Below are 20,340 nucleotides of genomic sequence, written 5' to 3'. Positions count from 1 at the left end.
CGCGGACGCCGACACCACGGTAGGAGCGCACCCGGCGTCGGAAAGCCGCCACTGGTCCGGATCTCCAATCGATTGCATGGCGCTAGCCGTTCCCAGGCGTTCCGAGCGCCTCAGACTGGACCTCCGACCCGCCAGCACATCCGCCCGCACGACGACGCCAGCGCATCGCCGCCCTGGAAAAAAGTCAATCACGCCATTGGCTTAAAGCGCTCGGACCCGGCCGTACGCACAGCCGCGCCCCGTCCCGATACACCAGCGCCCCCGCGCCGGAACCCCGGCACCCCGTTTTGGCACGCCGCGTGCATTAGCTCTGCCGAGACCGCAGCCAGCGCCACCGCTGCGGGGCGAGAGCAGCACTTGGAACAACCGAACGGGACAGGCAACTCATGACGCTGGCAACACACCCACATTCATCGCGCACCCGTCCGGCGTCCGGCGGGTCCCGTTCCTGGAGGCACTTCGCATGAAAATCAAACGCTTCGTTGCCCCGGACATGCGCACCGCATTCCGCATGGTGCGTGAAGAACACGGCCCGGACGCAGTGATCCTGTCCAATCGCCGCACCGCCGAAGGCATCGAGATCGTCGCTGCCAGCAACTACGACGAAGAACTCGTGCAGCGCGCCCTGGAAACCGCGCGTTCCGAGACGCCGGCCGTTGCCGCCGCGCCGATCCCGTCGGCAGCTGCCCCGCAGGCACCGGCCCCGCAAGCCGCCGCCGCACCGGTCCACGCACCGCTGAAGCCGGCCGCCGATGCCGGCACGAGCCAGCGCCAGCGCGTTGCCAGTGCCGCCGAAGACATGATCGCCGCGATGGCGCTGCGCCAGCCGGTCAACGTGCCGCGCCAGCCGCAGGTGCCCGCACCGGTGCGTAGCGCCGCCGTCCCCTCGCCCGCCGCCCAGGCCCTGGCCCACGCCGTCGCGGTGACCGCCGCGCCGCGCCAGGAACACGCGCTGTCGGCCGTGCCGGAACAGCTGTTCGCCGATTTCCTGACCACCGCGCCGGTGCAGCGCGCCGCCGTGCAGGCTGCCCCGGTGCAGGCCCCGACCCCGATCATGGCCGCCGCCGCTGCCCCCGTGCAGGCTGGCTACGACCAGGACGAGGACGCGCTGGACGGCGACGCCGACTTCGACCTGGACGCGCTGCCGCAGATCCTGCCGCCGGCCGCGTTGCCGCCGCTGGTGGTTGCCCCGCCGGCGCTGGCCGCGGTGCCGGTCGCCGCCGCCCCGGCGCCGCAGAACGATGAAGAACTCAAGCAGTTGCGTGGCGAGCTGGCGCTGATGCGGCAGATGATCGAGCGCGAAATGAACCGCCTCACCGACGAGCGCCTGCGTGGCTCGCCGGTGCGCGCGCAGGCCCTGGAGCTGATGGACGACTACGGCTTCGACGCCGGCCTGATCCGCGACGTGGCACTGCAGATTCCGGCCGATACCGAATTGCACCGCGGCCGCGGGCTGATGCTGGGCCTGCTGTCCAAGCGCCTGCCGGTGGCCCCGGTCGACCCGCTGGAACGCGGCGGCGTGATCGCCCTGGTCGGCCCGACCGGCGCCGGCAAGACCACCACCATCGCCAAGCTCGCCCAGCGCTTCGCCGCCCAGCACGCCCCGCGCGACGTGGCCCTGGTCACCACCGACACCCAGCGCGTCGGCGGCCGCGAGCAGCTGCACAGCTACGGCCGTCAGCTCGGCATCGCCGTGCACGAGGCCGACAGCGCCGAGAGCCTGCTGGAACTGCTCGAGCGCCTGCGCGACTACAAGCTGGTGCTGATCGACACCGCCGGCATGGGCCAGCGCGACCGCGCCCTGGCCGCCCAGCTGAACTGGCTGCGCGCCGCGCACCAGGTCACCTCGCTGCTGGTGCTGCCTGCCAACGCGCACTTTTCCGACCTCGACGAGGTCGTGCGCCGCTTTGCCCACGCCAAGCCCCAGGGCGTGGTGCTGACCAAACTTGACGAGACCGGCCGCTTCGGTAGTGCGCTGTCGGTCGTCGTCGATCACCAAATGCCCATCACCTGGGTGACTGACGGACAGCGGGTCCCCGACGACCTGCACCGCGCCAATGCCGCCAGTCTCGTTCTTCGCCTTGAAGATTTGCGGCGCGCTGCCGATAAGCCCTGTACTCCGGAGCACAACCATGCAGTCGCGTGAATACGCCAAGCTGACCAACGCCTTCCCCCTGTCGGCGACCCGTCCCGAGCCCCTGGGCCCGGTGCGCACCATTGCCGTGACCGGTGGCAAGGGCGGCGTGGGTAAAACCAACATCTCCGCCAACCTGGCCGTGGCGCTGGCCGACATGGGCAAGCGCACGCTGCTGCTGGACGCCGACCTGGGCCTGGCCAACCTGGACGTGGTGCTGGGCCTGTCGCCCAAGTACACCCTGGCCGACCTGATCGCCGGCCGCTGCACGCTGGACGAAGTGATCATCGAAGGCCCCGGCGGCGTGCTGGTGGTCCCGGCCGCTTCCGGTCGCCGCCACATGGCCGAACTGGCCCCGGCCCAGCACATCGGCCTGGTCAACGTGTTCTCCGAGCTGGAGCGCGACCTGGACGTGATGGTCATCGACACCGCCGCCGGCATCACCGACAGCGTGCTGACCTTCTGCCAGGCCGCCCAGGACACCGTGGTGGTGGTCTGCGACGAGCCGGCCTCGATCACCGACGCCTACGCGCTGATCAAGGTGCTCTCGCGCGAACGCGGCGTGGACCGCCTGCAGATCATCGCCAACATGGTGCGCGACCCCAACGAGGGCCGCCTGCTGTACGACAAGCTGTCGCGGGTCTGCGAAAAATTCCTCGGCGACGTGTCGCTGAACTACCTGGGCCACGTGCCGCAGGACGACTGGTTGCGCCTGTCGGTGCAGCGCCAGCAGCCGGTCATCAAGGCCTACCCCGCCAGTCCGTCGGCGCAGGCCATTGCAGAAATCGCTCGCCGTACCTCGCGCTGGCAGGCCCCCACCGTGCCGCGCGGCAACGTCGAGTTCTTCGTCGAACGCATCATCCAACGGGGAGTGGCCGCATGAGCACCGCTACCGCAACCACGGCCAGCGCGCAGTACCGCGCCGTGCAGCGCAACAACGCCAACGACATCGTCACCCAGCACGCCGACCTGGTGCGCCGCATCGCCCACCATCTGGCCGCGCGCCTGCCGGCGAGCGTGGAAGTGGACGATCTGATCCAGGCCGGCATGATCGGCCTGATCGAAGCCTCGCGCAGTTACGACTCCGAACAGGGCGCCTCGTTCGAGACCTATGCCTCGATCCGCATCCGCGGCTCGATGATCGACGAGATCCGGCGGGGCGACTGGGTGCCGCGCTCGGTGCACCGCCGCGCACGCGATGCTGCCGCCGCCGTGCGCAAGATCGAACAGCACACCGGCCGCGCCGCCGCCGCCACCGAAGTGGCCGCCGCGATGGAGATGCCGCTGCCCGACTACCTGCGTCTGATGGAAGATGCCGCCCGCGGCCAGGTGCTGAGCCTGGAATCGCGGATCGAGGATCACGGCGAGCTGGACACCACCGCCAAGGGCGGCCCCAATCCGCAGCAGATGATGGAGCGTGGCGAATTCGGCCGCGAGCTGGGCAAGGCCATCGGCCAGTTGCCCGAGCGCGAGCAGCTGGTGCTGTCGCTGTACTACGAACAGGAATTGAACCTGAAAGAAATCGGCGCCGTGCTCGGTGTCAGCGAATCGCGCGTCTGCCAGATCCATGGCCAGGCGGTGGTGCGTCTGCGCGGCCGCCTCAAGGTCTTCGAACTGGCCGATGCCGGTGTCGAAATTGACGAATGATTTTTTCGCGCATTTTTTAGTGTTAGGAGCTTGATGTGAACAAGAACATGCGGATTTTGATCGTGGACGACTTCTCGACGATGCGACGTATCGTCAAGAATCTGTTGGGCGATCTGGGCTTCACCAATACCGCAGAGGCCGAAGACGGCAACAGCGCATTGGCGGCGTTGCGGGCCGGCCCGTTCGATTTCGTGGTCACCGACTGGAACATGCCCGGCATGACCGGCATCGACCTGCTGCGCAACATCCGCGCCGACGCCAAGCTCAAGCACCTGCCGGTGATGATGGTGACCGCCGAAGCCAAGCGCGAGCAGATCATCGAAGCGGCCCAGTGCGGCGTGAACGGCTACATCATCAAGCCGTTCACCGCACAGACGCTGGAAGAGAAGCTGGGCAAGGTGTTCGAACGTCTGGCGGCGACCGCCTGATGAACGCCACCGTGGAAGCCGATGCCGAACGTGCCGCCCTGATCGAGCGCCTGCAGCACGCGCTCGATGCACTGGAAAGCGGTGACCAGGTCGCCTGGCGGCGCGAGGTGGACCACCTCGCCGCGCTGCGCACGCGCCCGATGATGCAGAGCCTGAGCCGGCTCGCGCGCGAACTCGGGCAGGCGCTGGGCGAGCTGCCCACCGTGCCCGAGGAAGCCGGCGAACTGGACGATGCCTGCTCGCGCCTGGACCACGTGGTGGAAATGACCGAGAAGGCCAGCCATCGCACGCTGGACCTGGTCGAGGAATGCCGCGAGCTGGCCAACCAGCTGCGCGACGGTGGCCTGAACCAGGACCAGGGCGCGCTGATGGACAAGATGCGCCATAACCTGACCGAGCTGTCGCTGGCGCAGAGCTACCAGGACCTGAGCGGCCAGATCATCCGTCGCGTGGCCGGGATCGTGCGGCGCGTGCACGAGGGCTTCGGTGCACTCGGCCTGCCGCCGAAGAATCCCGAGCCGAAGAAAGACGACGGCGGTCTTGCCGGTCCTGCAGTCAAGGGCCTGGACCGTCACGCGGTGTCGCAGGACGACGCCGACGACCTGCTGTCCGGATTGGGGCTGTAACCATGAGTGCTGTTCCAGACGATATTGCTGCCGATTTCATTGTCGAGGCCCAGGAGATCCTGGATCGCCTCGGCGAACAGCTGGTGTCGCTGGAACAGGCACCGGACGAAGCCGACCAGCTCAACGCGGTGTTCCGCGGCTTCCACACGCTCAAGGGCGGCGCCGGCTTCCTGGCGATCAAACCGATGGTGGAGCTCTGCCACGCCGCCGAGGAAACCCTGGGCATGGCGCGCTCCGGCCAGGCGGTGTTGCAGGCGCATCACTTCGATGCCGCGCAACAGTCGCTGGATTATCTGCAGGCCATGCTGGATGCGATGGGCTCGGGCGAAACCGTGCCGCATGCACCGGCCTCGCTGATTGCGCAGTTCGACGCCAAGAGCGGCCCGCCGGCGGTCAAGGCCGCGCCCAAGGCCGCTGCCGCAGCACCCGCACACGATGACGCACACGGCGCTGCTGCGCCGGGCGCCAAGGCCGCGCCCAAGGCGGCGGCCAAGGCGGCCGACGCCGAGCAGACCGTGCGCGTGGACACCAAGCGCCTGGACGCCATCGTCAACCTGATCGGCGAACTGGTGCTGTCGCGCAACCGCCTCAAGACCCTGCGTACCCGCCTGCGCGACGAAGAACTCGACCGCGCGGTCAGCACCCTGGACATCGCCACCGCGCGCCTGCAGACCGCGGTGATGCGTACCCGCATGCAACCGGTGAGCAAGGTGTTCGCACGCTTCCCCAAGGTGGCCCGCGACGTTGCGCGCACGCTGTCCAAGGAAGTGGAACTGGAACTGATCGGCGCCGAGACGGAACTGGACCGCAACCTGGTCGAGGCCCTGGCCGACCCGCTGGTGCACTTGGTGCGCAACGCGATCGACCACGGCATCGAATCGCCGGCCCTGCGCGAAGCCACCGGCAAGCCGCGCAGCGGCCATGTGCGCCTGTCCGCGCAGCAGGAAGGCGACTACGTCAGCATCGAGATCCAGGACGACGGCGCCGGCATCGACCCGGAACGCCTGCGCGAAATCGCCCGCAACAAGGGCCTGATCGATGCCGAAGCCGCCGCCCGCCTGAGCACCGACGAGTGCCTGCATCTGATCTTCATGCCGGGCTTTTCGACCAAGGCCGAGGTCACCGACATCTCCGGCCGCGGCGTGGGCATGGACGTGGTGCAATCGCGCATCCGCGAACTCAGCGGGCAGATCCAGATCCAGTCCGAACTGGGCCGCGGCAGCCGCTTCATGATCCGCGTGCCGTTGACCCTGGCGATCCTGCCCACCCTATTGGTGCAGGCCGGCGAAGCGGTCTACGCCTTGCCGCTGGCGCGCGTGGTCGAGGTGCTGCACGCCCCGCAGACCTCGCTGGGCTGGTTCGACGGCCGCGCCGTGCTGGATCGCCGCTCGCATACCCTGCCGCTGATCGACCTGCGCCGCTGGCTGGGCGTGCCTGCCGAACAGCCGCCGCTATTGACGGTAGTGCTGCTGCAGGCCGGCGAAACCCGCTTCGGCCTGGTGGTGGACCAGGTGCGCGGCCGCGAGGAAGTGGTGATCAAGCCCCTGCCCCGCGCCCTGCGCGGCCTGCCCGGCTATGCCGGCGCCACCCTGATCGGCGATGGCCGCATGGCGCTGATTCTGGATGTGGATGGATTGCGCTCCAGCGATCATTGAGGTTGGGGATTCGGGATTCGGGATTCGGGATTCGGGATTGGGAGAATCGGGAATCGGGAATCGGGAATCGGGAATCGGGAATCGGGAATCGTCAAGACGATCGTGGTTGCCTGATCTAATGACAACGGCCGCGTACTGCGGCCGTTGTCGTTTCACTACCAGCATCGCTGTTGATCTATGTCGCTACGCGGGCAGGCATGGGCGCGATCCAAGCTGCCGTGGAAGTGACCCTTGAACCGTTATTTGAACGAATGTAGATCCATTCAACACAGTGGTGCTCCACCCGCTCCTGCGGTGCATCTGACTCACCCCGTGGAAACACCTCCACGCGCATGCCCGGGCGGCTGAAGAAGTCACTCATCCATCGCCCGTCTTCCACCATGTTGCGTTGACGTACAAACCCGATGTTTCCAGCTTCTTAGTAAACGTATCGAAATCGATCCTGCAGATCTCCGTCATGGGCAGAGAAGCACCCGCTTGCGCTGGAATAAAAGTGAACTCGAACCAACGCCCCGCAGTAGGCGTCTGGTCCATGCCAAAGCTGTAACCCCACTCACTGGTAAGCGGAGCACTGGCGCCATAACGCTTGGAATCAGCTGCCGCACGCGTCACCGGAACCCCCATTTTTGACTGCAGGTGGTCAGGTGTCAGATCGTCCAGTCCGTCAATAGCTTGAATCAACGCAAGCATGCGGGTGAGCGCATCCTCTGCCGTTCGTATTGGCCCACTAGGTTCACTGCCAGCGGGAGTGACTGCGGATTCGGATGAGGAACGCATGGCAGATGTCTCCGTGACGGCTGCCGGAGCTGCGCCGCCCGCCGCGTGGGCGCAAGCTCCCAGAGCCAGGGTGGCGAGCAAGGCGTAGAGGGCGCGCGCGATCATGAAGCGTCCGTAGTGCGCTGATGTCGCTGCGACGCTAGTGGCATGCGGCACTGAGGTCAATCGCAGGTCTCTGTCACCCGCACCATCATCGCCGCACGCTGCGCGCCCTGGCCGGCACCTCCACCGGCGGCAACACCTCCATCAGCAGCTGTCCTTCACTGGCGGTGATGCGCAGCTTGGTGCCGATGGCAAAGCCCAGTTGTTCCAGCCATAGGCCGCTGAGGCGGACGTGGGGCACGTGCTGGTCGCCCGCGTGGTCGTGGGCACCGGGGTAATGGGTGTAGCTGACCGTGCATTGGCGCGGGCGGCGGGCGCGGCGGGGTGCGCGCAGCGTGCCGGGACCTTGCGGCGAGGCGTCCGGGTCGGGCGGCAGCATCGGCGGCAGCTTGGTGCGGTCGGGTTCCACAACGACCCACTGCACCCGCTTGGGCGGCGCGGGGCGCATACGTGTGCCGGTGGGCCGTGCGTTGGCAGATGCTGTGGGTGGGCGGCGGCGTGTCATGGCGCCTCCGGCTGGTGGCGGGTGATGGATGCGGCAACGCAGTGCTGCAGCGCCATTGCCCTGCGTGCGGACCGGCGGCGCGAGGTGTGCGGCAGAACAGCGGGCTGGCAACTCAGCGGATGCGCGGTATGGTCTCTCACCTGCTCAACAGCTGCGCGTGCGACGAGTCGGCGCAGCACCTCGCCCACATCCCACCGCAGGCAGTGAGCGGAAGCTGGCAACAGATCAACCGGCACAGATGCCGGCATGGATGGTGCGGTAGACATGGCAACGCCCTCCTGGAACAACCCAAGAACCGCCGCCAACGGCGACGGGATGTCGGGAGGTTCGAAACCGCACGTAGCCGGCGGGCATATTCCCCTTGCGGGTGTTGTATTAGCCGCCCTCCCGACGCAGGCATTGCGTCGGCTTGTACCTGCAGGATGCAGGCACAAAAAACCCACCGGTTGACGGAGGTGGGTACCGCTACGTGAGGAGTTTCGACGCTCCTTGGGATTAGATTGCAAGTGCACGGTCTGGTGTGTCAATACACGCTGGCGGGTCTCGCGCGGCTCTGTGCGCCGCTGGCGCAGTTCCATACGAGCCACGCAAGCCGAGCGCCGTCGCCTGATAAGTGCACCTGACCCCATCACGGTCGAGGCCATGCTGCGTGGAAGTGAACCTGGAACCGTTACTTCTCGCCAAGGATCGCCCACTGTTCGTCGGTGAAGATGGCGATTTGCTGACCAGGTCAGGCTTCAACACCTCTTGGCCGCGCCTGATGAAGAACTCTATTGCGGACGAGGTGATTACCGTTGCAGAACGGTTTGCGATGCATGGACTCAAGCACCGCGGCGTCACCGATACAAAGGGCGACAAAAAGCTAGCGAGCGGTCACAGAACAGACGCAATGGTTCATGTTTATAACCACGAACTTGCTCACGTCGAGCCCGCCGACGACAATTGACTGACAAATGCTCAGTAAAACGTGACAAACTGGCCCGTACGCTTGGCTAGTGACTATTCCATCCTTACATACACGCCCGTAATTTGAGCACATAGATGAACGTTGTCGATTCAAACGCAATTGTAGAGTTCGCAGAGGCCGCGTTGGCGGCCGACTACACAAGGCTCCGCAGGGTGGGTCAGAGACTCGCTCGGGAGCTAGACGCCTGCGATGTAGAGGGAGCGCGCCGTCTACGCTCAGCACTAAGCAAGAAGGGTGTGCCACTTCAAGCCTCTGGCTTCACTGAAATGTTGCCGGTAGATGCAAAGTCTCGCCTGCCGTTGGTGGAAGAACATAGTTGGCCCAGCGCACCAACTTTTTTGTCGCCACCTGCTCGGGAGCAGTATGAGAACTTCCTAAGTGATGCCGAAAACTATTCTTTATTAGCAGCAAAGGGTATTGCTTCTCGCTTATCCCTCCTATTATCAGGGCCACCAGGGACTGGCAAAACACTTATCGCCGGCCAAATAGCAGCCCAAATGGGCCGCAAGCTTTACGTCGCCAGGTTAGATTCTGTCATTTCATCCATGCTTGGTGACACGGCCAAAAACATCCGCGCCATCTTCGACTTTGTGGCCGGGAAAAACGCGGTATTGTTTCTTGATGAGTTAGATGCCCTAGCAAAAATGCGTGACGACAGAAATGAACTTGGGGAATTGAAGCGAGTCGTCAACACCGTCATCCAAGGCATAGATAGTTTAGATGCAGAGGCCGTGGTAATAGGGGCGACCAATCACCCTCAGATGCTTGATGCTGCAATATGGCGACGATTCTCATACAAAATAAACTTCGGCCTCCCCGACTTTGATCTACGTCAAGCATTATGGGCCTACTTCTTAGGAGATAACGAAGACCTCAGTGGGAACGCGAATATACTCGCCCACCTCTCCGAGGGATTGACTGGAGCAGATATCGAACAGCTCGCTTTAGCGTCAAGACGACGCGCGGTGGTCGAGTCAAAGGAAATCGATTGGATGGCTCTAGCTTTACGTACACTGCAGGAGAACCGTGCAAATAGTGATATAGCGGCAACGAATGCAACAGATGCTCGCAAGCTATTGACCCAAGAACTTGTAAACAGGTTTAGAGCAGCACAATCAGATGTCGCACGCTTTTTGAAAGTCAGCAGACAGACAGTCTCCGCCTACCTGAAAGGATGATCAAGTGGCTACTGATATTAGACCCGTACTCAATCCGGTACTCACCCTCAAGCGCGACCCACGTAGAGCGACTGTTACCGGCCGGAGTCCGACTGAGGCACATATAAAAAGCGACCGTCTGGATCAGCAACGCATTGTTTTGGGGGAGCAGTTCGAGGAGATCTCTCGGCGAACTACGGGTATACACGCCGGACGGTCTCTCGTAGCCGTCAAGATGTTTGACGACTCACTAGCACCTTCGCATGAGCCCGACGCTCTATTTCGCGCTGATTTGGGAAGCCAACTTGTTGCTCCCTTTCGCGGCGGCTACCTTGCTGAAGTTGATCTAAACGCATCGGAAGCGATATCGACAATTGTCAAAACAAGTGCGCGTACTGATGTACGTATTGCAGTTTCAAGAATTAGCTCTGTAACGTCGCTGGGCGATAGTGACGTTCTGGGTGGCCGAACTACCAACTCCATTTGGGATGTAGCAACCCAGATCGATAGCGGGAGGCTGTTTACTGTTTGGCTAGCACCATTCTTTGAAGCAGAGGCTAGGACTAGCGTTGTCGCATCCATAACTAAGTTGCAAGAAGACAATTTAATAAGCGGGATTAACGATCTTGTCGGCATAACACGCGAACCAGGATCAGACGCTGATCAGCTTCAAATACAAACCGCCAACTCAGCTAACAGCCTTGCCCGAGCAACACGGGAATATCGGCAGAACCCTTTCACACGTTTGAATATTGCTGCTCGCGACGTCAATTCTCTCAATGCATTAATAGCATCCGGGAGCGTTTTCAGAATAGATCCGATTCGTCAGATCCAGGCCACCCAGGCACCCACCGCTCCAGATCCAGAACGACCGATCCCCGACGAGCAATGGCAGCCAATTGTCGGGGTTATAGACGGCGGTTTGTTTGCGAACAGCTATAAACCTATGGTTGCCTGGGAAGCCCCTTCACTAGTTGCGGATGTCTCAGCAAATAGAGCCCATGGAAACCGCATTGCGTCACTCGTAGTACACGGCTCAGCTTGGAACACACATCTAAAAATTCCTGATTTAGTGTGCAGATTGGGCATAGCTCAAGCTATCGCTACTTCGGATCCCGGCAGCCCGGCCAGGCTTGCTTTCCAGAGCTACCTTCGTTCGGTCATCGCACGCCATCATGGGGACACGAAGGTATGGAATTTGTCATTCAATGAACCAGTTGAACCAGGCTCACCTCATGAGATGAGCGTTCTTGGCCATGATATCCATAAGATTGCACGCGAGTATGGAATTTTGCCTGTTATTTCAGTTGGTAACGTAGACCACTGCTCTGAACTGCGTCCATGTCCACCCGCAGACTGTGAAGCAGCTTTAACTGTTGGTGGGCGAATAGCCGAAGCCGATCTACCTGGAACCGCTTGTCCGGCTTGCCTTGGTGGTCCAGGACCCGAGGGATTGATGAAGCCAGAGCTCTCATGGTTTTCCACCCTCAGAGGCTTAGGGGGCAATCAGCTCACCGGCAGCAGCTTTGCCACTGCCCTAGTCTCGAGCCTGGCTGCCCACACATTTCACAATCTCAAAGCCCCAACTCCCGATCTGGTCCGTGCACTTCTAATCAATACCGCAGACAGAAATGCCTATGAGCCAAGGCTCGGCTGGGGATCTCCATGCATGAGCCACGACGTACCTTGGAAATGCAACGATGACTCCGTGACATTATTATGGACCTCGGAGCTCAAGGCTGGTCAGTGGTATTACTGGGAAGACATTCCAATTCCGCCCCAGCTGATCTTCAATGGAAAGCTTAAAGGCCGTGTCTGCTTAACAGCAATCTTGACCCCGAAGGTATCGGAGCTCGGTGCTGCCAACTACTTTTCAACACGACTTCAGGTTGCATTGCAGTACACAACTGCGAAAGGAAAGATGGGCAACCTTGCCGGGTCGATGAAAGAGGATACTGATCCAGAGTTGAAAGCTCGCTCGGAGCATGCGAAGTGGAACCCTGTGCGCCACCACGCAGAAAATATTCCCACCGGAAAGTCGTTCAGCGGAACAACTATGCGAGTATGCGCACGCATATTCGCCAGGGATCTATATCAATTTGGCATAACAAACAACATGGAGATCGAAGCTAGCCAAGTTGCCTTCGTACTGACCTTAACTGGCACAACTGGTCAGGACGGATCCATCTATGACTCAGTAGCAACTAGCTTAGGCAACTACGTAGAGAGCGCCGTCAACGACGTTGAAGTCTCGATCCAAACTGAATGATTAACGTTAAGTAGCCGCTGGCGATTACGAAGCGGCTTCTTACATTTGGGATTTTAGGGAGAAATTTAGGGAGTGAGCCTCAGATAGCCCTCAGCCCTTGCTACTAATTGCGCGCCCGACAGGACTCGAACCTGTAACCGCCGGCTTAGAAGGCCGGTGCTCTATCCGGTTGAGCTACGGGTGCCCGGACCGAACTTCGCATTCCCACGCCGTCAAGAGCTCGGAATGGTCGGGGTAGAGGGATTCGAACCCCCAACATCCTGCTCCCAAAGCAGGCGCGCTACCAGACTGCGCTATACCCCGGCGGGACCTTTCAATCCCGAAGGCTGGAAAGGTCGGCTATTTTGGGCGAATAACGGTTCCAGATTCACTTCTTTATCGTCGCGCCCATACGCCACGCGGCAGGCATGGGCGCGACACGCTGACACCTAGAACTTGTAAGTCAGCCCCAGGTACGCCAGCCGGCCTGCGTAGCCGCCGGTGTAGAAGCGGGCGCAGGTGTCCTCGCCCAGGTGCGAGCGGGACTCCTGCTTGGTCAGGTTCAGCATCGAGGCGGTGAGGCTGAGCGCCGGGGTGATGTTGTACGCCGCGTTCAGATCGATCTGGTAGTACGGCTCCTCGTAGACGTTCAGCCCGTTGACCAGGCCTTGCACCAATTCACCGCGACGGTTGTACGACGCGCGCAGCAGCAGGCTGTCGGTTTCGTAGAACACGGTGAGGTTGGTCTGGTTTCTGGCGCTGCCCGGCATGGAGGTCTTGCCGACCTCGGTACCGTCTTCCAGCCGCACCGCCGCCTTGCTGGCATCGTTGTAGGTGTCATTGAACTGCACACCGAGACCAAATGGCAACGTGTGCTGCGCGTACAGCTTCACACCCTGCGAGACCGCGTCCTGGCCGCCGGCCTGGGTGCCGTAGTTCTGAAACCTCAGGGTCAGGTCGACTTCCTTAAGTGAATCTGAGCCCGTTCTCTTGAGTGACCGCTTAGGGTCGGGAGCTGCCCTACCCCCGATAAACATCCCTAATTCTAGTATTGGATAGCAGTCCCCCTACCCTACCGAGAAGCCCCGTAGCGGAGCGTCGATCGGCCCACCGAGCGCTAGCAGACGCTCCATTGCGTGGTCGTCGCCGGTACGGCGCGAACCAGCATCCGATCGGCAAGGGCCCGGACGGGGCGATGCCGCCCGGGCAGTGGCGTTACCTGCTGGTCGGCGAGAAGTTCTGAGCTCCGCGCGTCTTTCGCCACTGGATCCACGCGATCGCGGCGACGAAGAAGACGCTGCACAGGTAACTGCCTTCCGGCCCTTGCGCGCCACCGGTCAGAGCGTCGAGGCCTTGCGGGCGTAGCGCCACCAGCAGCGCCGGCAAGTGCGCATCGATGCCGGTGACGGGCAGTTCGAAGCCGGTCGCGAGCAACCAGTTCCACCCCGCGTGCCAGCCCATCACGCCCCAGATATTGCCGGTCCGCAGCGCCCAGGCGCAGGCGAACAGCGAGAACAGGAATGTGCCGAGCATGACCCGGGGCGGCTGGTGCGGACTGAAATGCAGGAAGCAGAAAACGAGCGACACCAGCAGTACTGCTACCGCGACATTGGTCTTGCGCGCGACCACCGACAGCATCCAGCCGCGGAAGATGACTTCCTCCACGCTTGCCTGGAACATGAAACTCAATAGCAGCAGACTGATGTGCAGCAGACTGACGGGCGACCGCCAGGCCTGCCCCAAGCCCGCCGCCTGCATGCCGCCAGCCATCCAGATCGCGACTACGACCAGCGCGATCGTGCCGAATCCAGCGGCCAGTCCGCGAAGGAAGGTTTTCAGCGGCGCCGGACCGGTCAGCCCGATACTCGCCAGCGAGCGCCCTTCGACGAAGCGTACCCAGACGAGCACGGCCGCCAGCGTCGGCACGAAGCCGATCCACAGCAGCGCATACAAGCCAGCGAGGCCGATCGGATCGCCGTGCGGCGTCGACCAATGCTGCGACTGCATCCACCCGTCCAGCGCGATCGCTGGTGCCGCGTTGAACAGGATCATCAGGATCGGCGTCACCCAGGCCCAGGGCAGCCAGCCGCGGGCTGGATCGGGCGAATACAGGGCAACGGGGGTCATGCGGGGCTCCAGGTCGACGTGATCGCCGCTGCAAGTTGCCATCCGCGCGGGGGCGTGGCAATCCGTTTGCGACCAAGCCACAGAAGCCGCCGATGAATCACCCGGATCACCGACGAAATGGCGCTGCGTCGTCGCCCGTGGTGTCGAAATAACGGGTCGAAATAACGGGCCCAGGTCCACTTCTTTTCAGCAAGGCCCGACTAGATCGCCGCATCGCTCGACGGTTTGACCGCGGTGCGGCAGCCAGCGTCGGCGTGGCCAGCGACGGCACCGGGGACAGGGAGAGCATTCGCACCAGCAAAGACCTCATGCGATGAGATCCTGCGGTGAACGACCGCGCACACGCGACGATGTCGTCGCGGACAGCGAACACTGCAGTCCGGCCGTCACCGAACCATCGCGCCCATACCGCCACGCGGCAGGCATGGGCGTGACACGCTGGCGCTTAGAACTTGTAGGTCAGCCCAAGGTACGCCAACCGGCCTGCGTAGCCGCCGGTGTAGAAGCGGGCGCGGGTGTCCTCGCCCAGATGCGAGCGGGACTCCTGCTTGGTCAGGTTCAGCACCGAGGCGGTGAGGCTGAGCGCCGGGGTGATGTTGTACGCCGCGTTCAGATCGACCTGGTAGTAAGGCTCCTCAAAGACGTTCAACCCGTTGACCAGGCCTTGCACCAGCTCGCCGCGACGGTTGTACGAGGCGCGCAGCAGCAGGCTGTCGGTCTCGTAGAACACGGTGAGGTTGGTCTGGTTCCTGGCGCTGCCCGGCATGGATGTCTTGCCGGCCTCGGTGCCATCCTCCAGCCGCACCGCCGCCTTGCTGGCATCGTTGTAGGTGTAGTTGAACTGCACACCAAGACCGAATGGCAACGTGTGCTGCGCATAGAGCTCCACACCCTGCGAGACCGCATCCTGGCCGCCGGCCTGGGTGCTGTAGTTCTGCACGGTGACCGGTTGCCCGTCGACCATCATGTTGACGTCGCTGATGACGTCGACCGCAAAGTTCTCCACGTTCTTGCGGAACAGTCCCACACCCGCCACCGAGCCCGGCTGGAAATACCATTCCAGCCCCAGGTCGAACTGGTTGGCCTTGTACGGCTCCAGGTTCTTGTTGCTGCCCGAGCCGTACCAACCCTGCTCGCTGGCACCGCCGGTCAGGCGCCGGTCGGCCACGTACTCGGGACTGTAGAACTCCAGGCTGCCGGGCGCGGCGATGTCGTTGTAGCTGGGACGTGCGATCACCTTGGCGGCTGCCGCGCGCAGCAGCAGGTTCTCGGTCAGGTCGTAGGCCAGATTGAAACTCGGCAGCACGTCGGTATAGTTGCGGTCCAGCCCGCTGACCACGAATGATTCGGTGCGTTGCACGCTGTCGGACAAACGCCAGTAGCCTTCGGTCCCGCAATAGGTGTCGGCCGGGGCGCCGCTGGGCATGGCGGCGCCCTGCTGGCAGGCCAGCGGATTGCCGTCGGCGCCATCGAAGAAGTAGTCGTTGTAGGCGGTCACCTTGTCGGTGGAATCGGCACGCTGGCCGGTGCGCGCCACCCGCACGCCGACGTTGCCCCGCAGCCGCTCGGTGTGGAAGTTGAGTTGCAGGTAGGTGGAATAGATCTCCTCGTCGACGTTGTAGACGAAGTTGTCTTCGCTGCGGGTCTGCATCGCGCCGTAGGTCTGGTTCAAGTAGCCGATGTAGCCCGGGAAGTTGATCGCCGGGAACGCGCTGGCGTTGACGCCACCGGCCAGGTTGTCCTGCGCGAACAGCAGGCCCGGCGAGAACTGGGTGGCGATGGCATTGCAGCGTCCGTTCCAGTAGCGGTTGTCGTAGTCGCCCGGATCGGTGCCCGGGCACACCCAGTAGTTGTTGCCGGTACTGCGGTGGATGCCGCCGTCGCGACGCTTGAGGCCGAACTGCAGCGAGTCGACGACCTCGCCATCGAAATGCCAGGTGGTATCGATCTGTGCGTACTGCTGCTGATTGGTGTTGCGGGTCCAGGACGAGCCGGTCGAGCCCAGGTCGACCTGCAGGATGCCGTCGCGCAGGTTCTGCATCAGCTGCGGCGAGAATGTCATGGACGGCGTGCCGGTCAGGTCCCAGGCGCTGGCGAAGTTGCCGTTGGTCCAGCTGCCGTCGGCGTTCTGTAGGCGCGGCTTGATCGGCAGGGAGAACTGCAGCTCCGGCCCGCCCTTGGCCCAGGTGCGGCCGACCTTGAACGCCACGTCCACCTGCTCGCCACGCCATTCGCCGCCTAGGTCCACCGTCTGCGACTGCGATTTCTCGATGTTGTAGCTGCCGGTGATCTGCGGGGTCGGCACGGTGCAATCGTCCGAGCCCCAGCCGCCCGGCGGCAGGCCGGCCGCGGCGGCCTGCGCCTCGCTGCAATAATAGGTCTTGCCCGGACGCAGGCTGTAGGCGGCGCCAGTGACGATGGTGCCGCTGGGATCGAACTGCAGCCCGTCGAGTAGACGGCCGCCGCGCCAGTTGCCGTCGCCGTTATAGCGGGCAATGTTCCACTCGGGAATCTTGATGGTATTGGTCTGCGAGTCCTGCGACAGGTCGAAGCGGAAGTAGTTCGCGGTCAGCGTCAGGTCGTCGGTCGGCTTGAACTGCAAGGTCAGTTGCCCACCCTTGCGCTCGCGCTCCTCGCGTTTGGCGTCCAGGCTGACCGCCGTCGGCATCATGAAACCGGTGGAGTAATTGCTGTTCTGGTCCCAGAAACCGGTACCGCCCCACCAGTTGGCGTTGAAGTCCGACGGATTTCCGTTGACGTCGACCGCCGGGCCGACTTCGTCGCGGCCGTACCACTGCCAGCTCTCGGTACTGGCATTGAGCGTGCGAGCGGTGCGCTTCTGCTGCGTGTAGCCCACGAAGACACCGAAGCGGTTGTCCTTGTCGTGCCACGAGTACGAACCGGAGAACTGGCCGTCGGTCTTCTTGCTGGTATCCGACCAGGTGCCCTCGGCCGAGACGAAGCCGGAATGTGGCTCCAGTTCCAGCGGGCGCCGCGTCTGCAGGATCACCGTGCCGCCGATGCCGCCTTCGTCGATGCGTGCTTCCGGGGTCTTGTACAGCTCCGCGCTGCCCAGCAGGTTCGACGGCAGCAGCGTGTAGTTGAACGAGCGCGTCGGGTCGCCGTTGGATTCGGCGGTGGCAATGTAGTTGCCGTTCAATTCGGTCAGCACCAGCTCCGAGGACAGGCCGCGCACACTGACGTTCTTGCCTTCGCCGCCGTCGCGGCTGATGACCACGCCGGGCACGCGCTGCAGCGCATCGGCCACGTTCTTGTCGGGGAACTTGCCCACGTCCTCGGCGGTGATCACATCGACCACGGCGTTGGCGTTGCGTTTCTGCTCCAGGCTTTTTTCGATCGCGTAGCGGTAGCCGGTCACCGTCACCGCATCCAGGTCCGTGGCCTGCACCTCGGCCTGGCCGGTGGGCGCCGGCGTGACGCCGGCCTGCTGGGCGGCAGCGGTGGTAGAGGCGGCGCTCGCGAACAAGACGATGGCGATACCGGCAGACAGCGTGCTGCGGTTGCGTGCGAATGGCATGCAGTTCATTTCGATCATGCTCTCCCAATAGTGATTGGCTTCGGCCGATTCCTGTCGATCCAACGATCCGCCAAGAACGCTGCGCGAAGTGACACAAAAATATCCGGCGCCGTTGCGCCCCCCTCCTCTTGCGTCCGCTTCCACGCAGATGCAATTAGATCGTTCTAATACCGTGGAAAGCTAAGTAGCACAGCCCATGCGGTAGCGCATTCTGCCCCGCAACAGGCCCGCGGCATTGCAGGGCATCCACGATGGCCGGCCGGCCCGCCACGCTTGCACGCGGCATGGCACGGCCTGCCGCGTTGCCGGCTGCAGCAGCGTGATCGCTGTAAGCAATGCACCCTTGCCCGCAACCGGACGCAAGCGGTTTGCCGACGCGCCAGCACACACCTTGTTTGAAACCGAGCTCAGCAAGAGACTGGATCGACGTGGGGGCATCGCCCACCACACGCCGCTTGGCGGCCATCGCCAACGCGATCGCCACACCGAACATGCGCGCGCTTGTTGCCTGCGTATAAGCGCAAGGGCGGCGGGGCCTGCTGCGGCATTGATGACACGCCTTGGTCGGAAGCGCGTGCGCCGATGACCTGTCAACCCTGCATCGACGCCAGCGTGGAAGCGGCCCATGCCGCAAAACGACAACTTTCTGGCGCATCGACCGAGTGCGTCTATCAAGTCCGCCGGGCTCGCGCCGATATCGCTTCCATGGACAGACTCAGCATCATCGGACTGGTGCTCGCGATCGTGGCGATCGTGGGCGGCAGCGTGTTGAAAGGCGCCGGCATTTCGTCGCTGTGGTCGCCGGCTGCCTTCGTGATCGTGATCGTCGGCACCGTGGCGGCGATCCTGCTGCACACCTCGCCGGCAGTTTTCCGGCGCGCCTTCAAGATCCTGCGCTGGGTGATCCAGCCGCCGGCCAGCGACCGCCCGCAGTTGCTGGCGCGCATCGTCGAATGGAGCAACATCGCCCGCCGCCAGGGCCTGCTGGGCCTGGAAGACCAGCTCCCGCGCCAGGACGATGCGTTCCTGCGCAAGGGCCTGCAGATGCTGGTCGATGGCGTGGAGCCCGAATCCATGCGGCACATGCTCGAGATCGAAATGGACAACCAGGAGCGTCAGGATCTTGCCGCGGCCAAGGTGTTCGAAGGCATGGGCATCTATGCGCCCACGCTGGGCATCATCGGCGCGGTGCTGGGGCTGATGGCGGTGATGAAGAACCTGGCCGACCCGGCCATGCTCGGCCATGGCATCGCCGCGGCGTTCACCGCCACCATCTACGGCATCGCCTCGGCCAATCTGCTGTTCCTGCCGGTCGCCGCCAAGCTCAAGAGCGTCATCCACTGCAGCACCAACGAGCGCGAAATGGCGATCGAAGGCCTGATCGCGATCGCCCAGGGCGAGAACCCGCGCAACATCGAGTCGAAATTGGCCGGATACTTGCATTAGTCCCGTCATGGCCCGCCGTCGCAAACATCACGAAGACCATGGCAACCACGAAGCGTGGGCGATTCCGTATGCCGACCTGATGACGCTGCTGCTGGCGTTCTTCGTGGTGATGTACGCAATCTCCTCGCTCAACGAGGGCAAGTACAAGGTCATGGCGCAGGCGCTGACCACCGCCTTCGGCGGCTCGTCCACTGCCGCCAGCCCGGTGCAGATCGGCAAGACCCAGACCCTGGGCGCCGATTACGACCGCCCCTCGGTGATCAAGGCCGGCGCCCCGATGGCCGCCTCCAGCGGGCCGACCGACCCCACCCTGCTGCCGTCGATGGCCGCGCAGATGCGCATGCCGGTGTCGCTGCGCAACCAGGCGCAGCTGGCGCGCGCGCAGCGGCAGATGGATGCGGTGGCCCAGCAGCTGAGCAAGACGCTGGCGCCGCTGATCGAGCAGAAACTCATCACCATCCGCCGCAACGACCTGTGGATCGAGGTGGAGATCAACAGCGACATCCTGTTTGGCACCGGCTCGGCCTCGCTGGCCGGCAGCGCCCGCGGCACCCTGTCGGCGCTGGCCGCGGTGCTGCGCGATGCGCCCAATGGCGTGCGCGTGGAGGGGTATACCGACAACCAGCCGATCGCCACCGCACAGTTCCCCTCCAACTGGGAGCTGTCGGCCGCGCGCGCCGCCAGCGTGGTGCACCTGTTTGCCGACGACGGCGTCGCCCCGCAACGATTGGCGATGGTGGGCTATGGAGAATTCCGCGCACGTGCCGATAACAGCACTGAGGCGGGACGGAATGCGAACCGGCGTGTGGTGTTGATCATCCTCGCTGACTCGGCTGGCTCACTCGCACCCGATCCGCCATCGCAGATGCATGCGACCGCCGCCGGGGCGCCCAAGCTTCCCAAGTCTGACGGCGGCCAAACGGCCGTCACCACCGAAAGCGGCACAAGTTCCGTCCCCGCCGTAATTCAAGGAGTGCAGTGAG

Annotated in this window: 14 protein-coding genes, 2 tRNA genes and 2 pseudogenes; 11 read left to right on the top strand and 7 right to left on the bottom strand. The window is 63.4% G+C overall.

Features of this window, described 5'->3' with window-relative positions; translation table 11 throughout:
* The first annotated feature begins 463 nt into the window (after window positions 1-463).
* Genes flhF through ABQ039_RS09330 form a run of 6 tightly spaced genes read left to right on the top strand, consistent with a single transcriptional unit; the run spans window position 464 to window position 6,490 of the window.
* Window positions 464-2,146 carry a flagellar biosynthesis protein FlhF gene (gene flhF / locus ABQ039_RS09355; protein WP_349777823.1) on the top strand — a complete coding sequence of 561 codons (1,683 nt, stop codon included), beginning with the start codon at window positions 464-466 and terminating at the stop codon, window positions 2,144-2,146.
* Window positions 2,133-3,017: a MinD/ParA family protein gene (locus tag ABQ039_RS09350; RefSeq protein ID WP_010374294.1), complete on the top strand. Its 885-nt coding sequence runs from the start codon at window positions 2,133-2,135 to the stop codon at window positions 3,015-3,017. The genes flhF and ABQ039_RS09350 overlap by 14 nt, the downstream gene beginning before the upstream one ends.
* Window positions 3,014-3,781: an RNA polymerase sigma factor FliA gene (locus ABQ039_RS09345; RefSeq protein ID WP_024937674.1), complete on the top strand. Its 768-nt coding sequence runs from the start codon at window positions 3,014-3,016 to the stop codon at window positions 3,779-3,781. The genes ABQ039_RS09350 and ABQ039_RS09345 overlap by 4 nt, the downstream gene beginning before the upstream one ends.
* Window positions 3,782-3,816: 35 nt before the next feature.
* Entirely contained in the window at window positions 3,817-4,209 is a 393-nt protein-coding gene (gene cheY, locus ABQ039_RS09340) for a chemotaxis response regulator CheY (protein ID WP_002813536.1), read from the top strand.
* Window positions 4,209-4,835: a protein phosphatase CheZ gene (locus ABQ039_RS09335; protein ID WP_016904946.1), complete on the top strand. Its 627-nt coding sequence runs from the start codon at window positions 4,209-4,211 to the stop codon at window positions 4,833-4,835. Before cheY ends, ABQ039_RS09335 begins: the two co-directional genes overlap by 1 nt.
* 2 nt (window positions 4,836-4,837) lie before the next feature.
* A complete protein-coding gene (locus tag ABQ039_RS09330) occupies window positions 4,838-6,490 on the top strand; it encodes a chemotaxis protein CheA (RefSeq protein WP_016904945.1) in 1,653 nt (550 codons plus the stop codon).
* 247 nt (window positions 6,491-6,737) lie between these two features.
* Here ABQ039_RS09330 and ABQ039_RS09325 read toward each other — a convergent pair.
* Both ABQ039_RS09325 and ABQ039_RS09320 read right to left on the bottom strand, forming a co-directional pair.
* A pseudogene (locus tag ABQ039_RS09325) lies at window positions 6,738-7,372 on the bottom strand (hypothetical protein); the annotation flags it as partial.
* Window positions 7,373-7,457: 85 nt separating this feature from the next.
* Window positions 7,458-7,874 (bottom strand): SymE family type I addiction module toxin, encoded by a 417-nt coding sequence (locus ABQ039_RS09320; RefSeq protein ID WP_349777824.1) that lies wholly within the window; start codon window positions 7,872-7,874, stop codon window positions 7,458-7,460.
* A 649-nt stretch (window positions 7,875-8,523) separates the two neighbouring features.
* On the opposite strand from ABQ039_RS09320, the gene ABQ039_RS09315 reads away from it, so the two are divergent.
* From ABQ039_RS09315 to ABQ039_RS09305, 3 genes are all read left to right on the top strand, one after another.
* Window positions 8,524-8,820: a hypothetical protein gene (locus ABQ039_RS09315; protein WP_216636140.1), complete on the top strand. Its 297-nt coding sequence runs from the start codon at window positions 8,524-8,526 to the stop codon at window positions 8,818-8,820.
* A 95-nt stretch (window positions 8,821-8,915) separates the two neighbouring features.
* Window positions 8,916-10,019, top strand: a complete 1,104-nt coding sequence (locus ABQ039_RS09310) for an AAA family ATPase (RefSeq protein ID WP_374057849.1) — start codon at window positions 8,916-8,918, stop codon at window positions 10,017-10,019.
* A gap of 4 nt (window positions 10,020-10,023) precedes the next feature.
* Window positions 10,024-12,267: a S8 family peptidase gene (locus ABQ039_RS09305; RefSeq protein ID WP_349777826.1), complete on the top strand. Its 2,244-nt coding sequence runs from the start codon at window positions 10,024-10,026 to the stop codon at window positions 12,265-12,267.
* A 110-nt stretch (window positions 12,268-12,377) separates the two neighbouring features.
* Here the strand turns inward: ABQ039_RS09305 and ABQ039_RS09300 are convergent.
* The 5 genes and pseudogenes from ABQ039_RS09300 to ABQ039_RS09280 all read right to left on the bottom strand — a co-directional run bounded on the left by ABQ039_RS09300 (window position 12,378) and on the right by ABQ039_RS09280 (window position 17,974).
* Window positions 12,378-12,451, bottom strand: a tRNA-Arg gene (locus ABQ039_RS09300).
* 42 nt (window positions 12,452-12,493) lie between these two features.
* Window positions 12,494-12,570 (bottom strand) — tRNA-Pro (locus ABQ039_RS09295).
* A gap of 125 nt (window positions 12,571-12,695) precedes the next feature.
* A pseudogene (locus tag ABQ039_RS09290) lies at window positions 12,696-13,187 on the bottom strand (TonB-dependent receptor domain-containing protein); the annotation flags it as partial.
* A gap of 274 nt (window positions 13,188-13,461) precedes the next feature.
* A complete protein-coding gene (locus tag ABQ039_RS09285; RefSeq protein WP_349777827.1) occupies window positions 13,462-14,373 on the bottom strand; it encodes a type II CAAX endopeptidase family protein in 912 nt (303 codons plus the stop codon).
* A gap of 445 nt (window positions 14,374-14,818) precedes the next feature.
* Complete coding sequence (locus ABQ039_RS09280; protein ID WP_349777828.1) at window positions 14,819-17,974, bottom strand: TonB-dependent receptor; 3,156 nt, start codon at window positions 17,972-17,974, stop codon at window positions 14,819-14,821.
* A gap of 642 nt (window positions 17,975-18,616) precedes the next feature.
* On the opposite strand from ABQ039_RS09280, the gene ABQ039_RS09275 reads away from it, so the two are divergent.
* Together ABQ039_RS09275 and motD are read left to right on the top strand one after the other, a co-directional pair.
* Entirely contained in the window at window positions 18,617-19,357 is a 741-nt protein-coding gene (locus tag ABQ039_RS09275) for a flagellar motor protein (RefSeq protein ID WP_026064871.1), read from the top strand.
* A 7-nt stretch (window positions 19,358-19,364) separates the two neighbouring features.
* The gene (motD, locus tag ABQ039_RS09270) at window positions 19,365-20,339 is read left to right on the top strand and encodes a flagellar motor protein MotD (protein ID WP_039515497.1); all 975 of its coding nucleotides are present in this window, start codon (window positions 19,365-19,367) and stop codon (window positions 20,337-20,339) included.
* Window position 20,340: the final 1 nt, after the last annotated feature.

The sequence above is a fragment of the Xanthomonas sp. WHRI 6108 genome (assembly GCF_040202385.2).
GTDB lineage: Bacteria > Pseudomonadota > Gammaproteobacteria > Xanthomonadales > Xanthomonadaceae > Xanthomonas > Xanthomonas arboricola.
This window is presented reverse-complemented; position numbering and strand designations above follow the sequence as displayed.

Excerpts from the sequence above, each read along its gene's own strand:
- ABQ039_RS09350 (WP_010374294.1), top strand. The coding sequence starts at position 2,133 with ATGCAGTCGCGTGAATACGCCAAGCTGACCAACGCCTTCCCCCTGTCG.
- flhF (WP_349777823.1), top strand. The coding sequence starts at position 464 with ATGAAAATCAAACGCTTCGTTGCCCCGGACATGCGCACCGCATTCCGC.
- ABQ039_RS09320 (WP_349777824.1), bottom strand. The coding sequence starts at position 7,874 with ATGACACGCCGCCGCCCACCCACAGCATCTGCCAACGCACGGCCCACC.
- ABQ039_RS09310 (WP_374057849.1), top strand. The coding sequence starts at position 8,916 with ATGAACGTTGTCGATTCAAACGCAATTGTAGAGTTCGCAGAGGCCGCG.
- ABQ039_RS09335 (WP_016904946.1), top strand. The coding sequence starts at position 4,209 with ATGAACGCCACCGTGGAAGCCGATGCCGAACGTGCCGCCCTGATCGAG.
- ABQ039_RS09275 (WP_026064871.1), top strand. The coding sequence starts at position 18,617 with ATGGACAGACTCAGCATCATCGGACTGGTGCTCGCGATCGTGGCGATC.
- ABQ039_RS09285 (WP_349777827.1), bottom strand. The coding sequence starts at position 14,373 with ATGACCCCCGTTGCCCTGTATTCGCCCGATCCAGCCCGCGGCTGGCTG.
- ABQ039_RS09330 (WP_016904945.1), top strand. The coding sequence starts at position 4,838 with ATGAGTGCTGTTCCAGACGATATTGCTGCCGATTTCATTGTCGAGGCC.
- motD (WP_039515497.1), top strand. The coding sequence starts at position 19,365 with ATGGCCCGCCGTCGCAAACATCACGAAGACCATGGCAACCACGAAGCG.
- ABQ039_RS09345 (WP_024937674.1), top strand. The coding sequence starts at position 3,014 with ATGAGCACCGCTACCGCAACCACGGCCAGCGCGCAGTACCGCGCCGTG.